Origin of the sequence: Desertihabitans aurantiacus, from assembly GCF_003344635.1 — a bacterium.
GTDB classification, from domain to species: domain Bacteria; phylum Actinomycetota; class Actinomycetes; order Propionibacteriales; family Propionibacteriaceae; genus Desertihabitans; species Desertihabitans aurantiacus.
Genome location: NZ_QPKK01000262.1, coordinates 1 through 5,299, shown reverse-complemented (window position 1 = coordinate 5,299; position 5,299 = coordinate 1). Strand labels below are relative to the sequence as shown.

Sequence of the window (5,299 nt, the reverse complement as noted above, 5' to 3'; positions counted from 1 at the left end):
CGCGCTCGGCGCGGACGTCGAGGCTGGCGATGAACCCGCCGGGCCAGTACCGGCTGGGCTCGGCCGGCGGTAGCTCCTCCGGGGCCGGCAGCGGTTCGCCCGCGCCACCGGCCACCTCGGCGGTGCCGGCCGCTGCCAGCCGCCACACCCGGGCCCGCACCACCGGACGTCCGCCGACCTCGGCCTCCGCGCCGACCAGCTCGATGGTGCGGCCCGGGCGCAGGGTGCGCACCGTCACCGTGGTCTCCAGGGCCGGGATCAGCCCGAGGATCTCGAAGGCCAGCCGGGCCGGCTGGAGCTCCGGGCGCGGCTCGTGCCGCAGCACGGCGTGCGTGAGCAGCCCGGTCAGCGCCGCCATGTGCTGCTCCCCCGGCTGCCAGGCGCCCTGGGCGTGCAGGGTCGGGCGGAAGGTCGTCGGGCCGGTCCTCCGGTAGTAGGCGGGGGCGTCCGTCTCGAGGGTGGCGGGGTCGGGCAGGCCGCGGTCGCTCACGGGCTGCCACTGTAGGCCCGCGCGGCCGGGGCAGCGCTCGGGTGGGTCGCGTGGCACCGCGGTCGCCGGTGCGTGAGGATGGGCGCCATGGGTGCTGACGTCGAAGCCCGGGAGTACAGCCGCGAGGACCGCCGGCGCTACCGCGACAAGGTCAACCTCGACCTGCAGGTGCTGCGCCGGATGCTCGCCGACGGCGCGATCGTCGACGCCGACACCCAGGCCGGGCTGGAGGTCGAGTTCTACCTGGCCGACGAGGCCGGTGAGCCGGTGATGGGCAACGAGGCGGTGCTGCGGGCCATCGACGACGACGAGTCCTTCCAGACCGAGCTGGGCCAGTTCAACGTCGAGGTCAACCTGCCACCCCAGCCGCTGCGCCAGGGCGGTCTGCGGGCCTTCGAGGAGCACGCCCGCGAGCGGCTCCAGCACGCCGACCGGCGGGCGCGTGAGGTGGGGGCGCAGCTGGTGATGATCGGCATCCTGCCCACCCTGCGGCCCGAGCACGTGCGCGCGGAGCGGATCTCGGCCAACCCGCGCTACTCGCTGCTGGACGCCCAGATCCTCGGCGCCCGCGGCGAGGACCTGCTGATCGACATCGAGGGCCCGACCGAGCGGCTGCAGCTGGAGTCGGACACGATCATGCCCGAGGCGGCCTGCACCTCCACCCAGGTGCACCTGCAGATCGACCCCGCCGAGTTCGGGGCGGTCTGGAACGCCGCCCAGGCCGTCACCGGCGTCCAGGTGGCGCTCGGGGCGAACGCGCCGTTCCTGTTCGGGCGCCGGCTGATGGCCGAGAACCGGATCCCGCTGTTCACCCAGAGCACCGACACCCGCGGGGAGGACCTCAAGGCCCAGGGGGTGCGGCCGCGGGTCTGGTTCGGCGAGCGGTGGGTGGACTCGATCTTCGACCTGTTCGAGGAGAACGCCCGCTACTACTCCGCGTTGCTGCCGGAGTGCACCGAGGAGGACCCGGAGGCCGAGCTGGCGGCCGGGCGGGTGCCGAGGCTGGCCGAGCTGTCCCTGCACAACGGGACGATCTACCGCTGGAACCGCCCGATCTACGACGTCAGCGGGGGATCGGCCCACATCCGGGTGGAGAACCGGGTGCTGCCGGCCGGGCCGACGGTGGTCGACACCATCGCCAACGCCGCCTTCTTCGCCGGCGTGGTCCGCGGGCTGGCCGACGAGCCGCGCCCGGTGTGGCGGGAGATGAGCTTCCTGGCCGCCCGGGACAACCTTGACACCGCCGTCCGGGACGGGATGTCGGCGGTCGTCTACTGGCCGGGTGCGGGTCAGGTGCGGGTGGCCGAGCTGGTGCTGCGGCGGCTGCTGCCGGTGGCCCGGGCCGGCCTGGTCAGCCAGGGGGTCAGCGAGGCCGAGATCGACCGCTACCTCTCGGTGATCGAGCAGCGGTGCCTGCTCGGCCGCAACGGGGCCACGTGGCAGACTGCCAACGTCGCGGCGCGGGAAGCCCGTGGCGAGTCCCGGGAGCAGGCGCTGTCGGGGATGCTCGTCGACTACATCGAGCAGATGCACGTGGGAGATCCGGTCCACGCCTGGGAGGGGAGCTGAATGGCCATCGCGGTGGGTTTCACCAGCAAGCCCGAGGGGGTGGCGGCGCTCGAGACGGCAATCGACGAGGCGCGGCTGCGGGACCTGGGGATCATCGCGGTCGTGCCGGACGACGCGGACCTACAGGTCGCCCAGCAGCGGCTGGCCTCGACCGGGGTCGCCCACGAGGTGCGGCCCTGCGAGGAGCTGCAGCCGCTGGCCGACGCGCTGCTCGAGCTGGCTGAGACCAGCGCGGTGGAGTTCATCGTCATCGGTCTGCGCCGCCGGACGCCGGTGGGCAAGCTGCTGCTCGGCAGCAACGCCCAGCGGATCCTGCTGGACGCCCCGTGCCCGGTGGTCGCGGTCAAGGCGGCACCGCACCCGCCCGTCGACGGCGGCTGAGACGTCTGTCACGGGACGGCCGTCTCCCCACCCGGACCGGGGGACACGCCGGAGGGCCCCGGTTGGGGTAGTTTGGTCCGACGTGCCAGACTTCTGGCCAGCGGTGGTTGACAACAACCCTGCCATCGCGCGCCCTCACAACTGTAGGAACCAGCGCACCACCGTAGGAACCAGCGCCGAGAGGTTTTCGTGACGCCATCACACGAACGCACGTCCCCGTCCCTGCCGGCTGCCACCGCGCGAGCGAGTCAGGTGACCACGACGGCCGACCAGGGTCAGGCGACGACGCCGGCCGGGCGCACCACCACCCGCAAGGCCGCCGCCGCCAAGGCACCCGTCAAGAAGACGGGCGGCCGCAAGCCGGCGGCGAAGAAGCCGGCGGCGCGCAAGACCCCGGCCGAGGGGGCCGAGCCCACCACCTCCGAGGTGGTCCTGCAGGCCGGTGTGGACGTCGAGGTGGAGCTGGACGGCGAGCACGTGAAGCTCACCGTCGCCGGGAAGAAGCGCTCCCTGGACGACGTCGACGAGTCGGCCTTCAAGCCCGAGCAGGAGGCCGGCCTGGAGAAGGAGCTGGTCGAGGACCAGGGCTTCTCGCTCTCCGACACCGACGACGCCGACGAGCCCGAGCAGCAGGTGATGGCCGCCGGGGCCACCGCCGACCCGGTCAAGGACTACCTCAAGCAGATCGGCAAGGTCGCCCTGCTGAACGCCGAGCAGGAGGTCGAGCTCGCCAAGCGGATCGAGGCCGGCCTCTTCGCCGATGAGCAGGTCAACGCCTCGGACAAGGCGATCTCGGGTGACCTGCTGGACGACCTCAGCTGGATCATCGAGGACGGCCGGCGGGCCAAGAACCACCTGCTCGAGGCCAACCTGCGGCTCGTGGTCAGCCTGGCCAAGCGCTACACCGGCCGCGGCATGCTCTTCCTCGACCTCATCCAGGAGGGCAACCTCGGTCTGATCCGTGCGGTCGAGAAGTTCGACTACACCAAGGGCTACAAGTTCTCCACCTACGCCACCTGGTGGATCAAGCAGGCGATCACCCGCGCCATGGCCGACCAGGCCCGCACCATCCGCATCCCGGTGCACATGGTCGAGGTCATCAACAAGCTGGCCCGGGTGCAGCGCCAGATGCTGCAGGACCTCGGCCGCGAGCCCACGCCGGAGGAGCTGGCCAAGGAGCTCGACATGACCCCGGAGAAGGTCGTGGAGGTCCAGAAGTACGGCCGTGAGCCGATCTCGCTGCACACCCCGCTGGGTGAGGACGGCGACTCCGAGTTCGGCGACCTGATCGAGGACTCCGAGGCGGTCGTCCCGGCCGACGCCGTGTCGTTCACCCTGCTCCAGGAGCAGCTGCACGACGTGCTGGACACCCTCAGCGAGCGCGAGGCCGGCGTGGTCTCGATGCGCTTCGGCCTGACCGACGGCCAGCCCAAGACGCTGGACGAGATCGGCAAGGTCTACGGGGTCACCCGCGAGCGGATCCGCCAGATCGAGTCCAAGACGATGTCGAAGCTGCGCCACCCGAGCCGGTCGCAGGTGCTGCGCGACTACCTGGACTGAGCCGCCTGACCTCGCACGCACGAGGACCCGCTGCCCGACGGCAGCGGGTCCTTCTGCGTCCCGGGTCAGCTGAAGCGCTCGGCCCACCCGGTGGGCGGTCCGAGCCAGAGCAGGACGGCCGTCGCGACGGCCACCAGGACCACCACGACCAGCGCCGTCAGCCCCGGTCGGGCCAGCACCGCCAGCCGCAGACCCTCCAACCGGCCCTCACCGCGCTCGTGGCGCCAGCCGCCGTCCAGCAGCCCGCGACGCAGCAGCATCCGGTCGTGCGGCCAGGCCGCCCACGGCACCACCGCCGACAGCAGTCCGAGCAGGGTGGTCAGCGGGCGCCAGCACTGGTTCCAGGCGACCAGCACGGTCACCGCGGCGTAGCCGAGGAAGACCACCCCGTGCACCAGCCCGCCGACCCGCACCCCCCACTCGGTGACGCCGGTGTACTTGAGCACCATGCCGAGGACGAGCAGTGTCCAGGTCACCATCTCGGCCAGCGCGAAGACGCGGTGCAGGTCGGCCGGGGTGGCGGCGCCGCTCCGGCGTGACGTCGGAGCGGGCGGCACGGTGTCGGTGTCGGTCACGCCGTCAGGGTAGGGGAGTGCGCAACCGCCCCGGGGACGACGACGGCCCCGGGCAGGATGCCCGGGGCCGTACCGCTCGCCGCTGCTCGCCCGTCGGCGTCAGCTCAGCTTGCTGGTCTCGTCGTGGATGGTCAGCGCGACCTGCTTCAGCCGGTCGGCGTGCTCCTTGCCGTGGTGCGCGCAGAAGAGCAGCTCACCCCCGCTGGCCAAGGTCACCCGCAGGTAGGCCTGGGCGCCGCACCGGTCGCAACGGTCCCCCGCGTTCAAGGCGGTGGCGTCGTCCATCACAGTTGTGCTCACGTCTGGCCTCTCTCTCACTCTGGGTCGGACCCGTCATGGCAACGGAGTCGTTCCCGCCGACCCGTTGACTCAACCACCACCCGGTCCACGTTGTTCCCGGATCCGCAGATCCGGGGACGACCCGTCCCGCTGGGTGGTCGAGTGCTGACGAGCGTACCCGGCACGGGCCAGCGCACGCGCGACCCGCCGGGTCGTGACACAGATGTCACCTGCGCGGACGCCGGCGCGGGGTCCGCCGGTGCCGCCGCGGCGGGGCGCGCGGCGTGCCGACCGGGTGCGGGCGGGGTCGCTGGCTAGGCTGTCGTGGTGCCCCGAGGACACGTGACGAAACCCACCGAGAGCCGCGACTACGAGGCCCGCCACCTGCTGGTGCTGGAGGGCCTGGAGGCGGTGCGCAAGCGCCCGGCGATGTACATCGGCTCCA

The 5,299-nt window shown here is 72.3% G+C and carries 6 protein-coding genes; 3 read left to right on the top strand and 3 right to left on the bottom strand.

The annotated features are described in order from the left end of the window. On the bottom strand, positions 1-490 hold a 490-nt coding region (locus tag DVA66_RS16750; protein ID WP_198671870.1), incomplete at its 3' end, for an acyl-CoA thioesterase domain-containing protein. 87 nt (positions 491-577) lie between these two features. On the opposite strand from DVA66_RS16750, the gene DVA66_RS16745 reads away from it, so the two are divergent. From DVA66_RS16745 to DVA66_RS16735, 3 genes are all read left to right on the top strand, one after another. Further along, positions 578-2,059 (top strand): glutamate-cysteine ligase family protein, encoded by a 1,482-nt coding sequence (locus tag DVA66_RS16745; RefSeq protein WP_114561090.1) that lies wholly within the window; start codon positions 578-580, stop codon positions 2,057-2,059. Continuing rightward, positions 2,060-2,440 (top strand): universal stress protein, encoded by a 381-nt coding sequence (locus DVA66_RS16740; RefSeq protein ID WP_114561089.1) that lies wholly within the window; start codon positions 2,060-2,062, stop codon positions 2,438-2,440. Positions 2,441-2,662: 222 nt separating this feature from the next. Continuing rightward, complete coding sequence (locus DVA66_RS16735; RefSeq protein ID WP_269801636.1) at positions 2,663-4,000, top strand: RNA polymerase sigma factor; 1,338 nt, start codon at positions 2,663-2,665, stop codon at positions 3,998-4,000. Between the two features lie 65 nt (positions 4,001-4,065). On the opposite strand, the gene DVA66_RS16730 is transcribed toward DVA66_RS16735, so the two are convergent. Continuing rightward, the gene (locus tag DVA66_RS16730; RefSeq protein WP_198671869.1) at positions 4,066-4,575 is read right to left on the bottom strand and encodes a DUF3817 domain-containing protein; all 510 of its coding nucleotides are present in this window, start codon (positions 4,573-4,575) and stop codon (positions 4,066-4,068) included. A 99-nt stretch (positions 4,576-4,674) separates the two neighbouring features. Next, entirely contained in the window at positions 4,675-4,860 is a 186-nt protein-coding gene (locus DVA66_RS16725; protein WP_114561087.1) for a DUF7455 domain-containing protein, read from the bottom strand. Positions 4,861-5,299 lie beyond the last annotated feature (439 nt).

Excerpts from the sequence above, each read along its gene's own strand:
- DVA66_RS16745 (WP_114561090.1), top strand. The coding sequence starts at position 578 with ATGGGTGCTGACGTCGAAGCCCGGGAGTACAGCCGCGAGGACCGCCGG.
- DVA66_RS16740 (WP_114561089.1), top strand. The coding sequence starts at position 2,060 with ATGGCCATCGCGGTGGGTTTCACCAGCAAGCCCGAGGGGGTGGCGGCG.
- DVA66_RS16725 (WP_114561087.1), bottom strand. The coding sequence starts at position 4,860 with ATGGACGACGCCACCGCCTTGAACGCGGGGGACCGTTGCGACCGGTGC.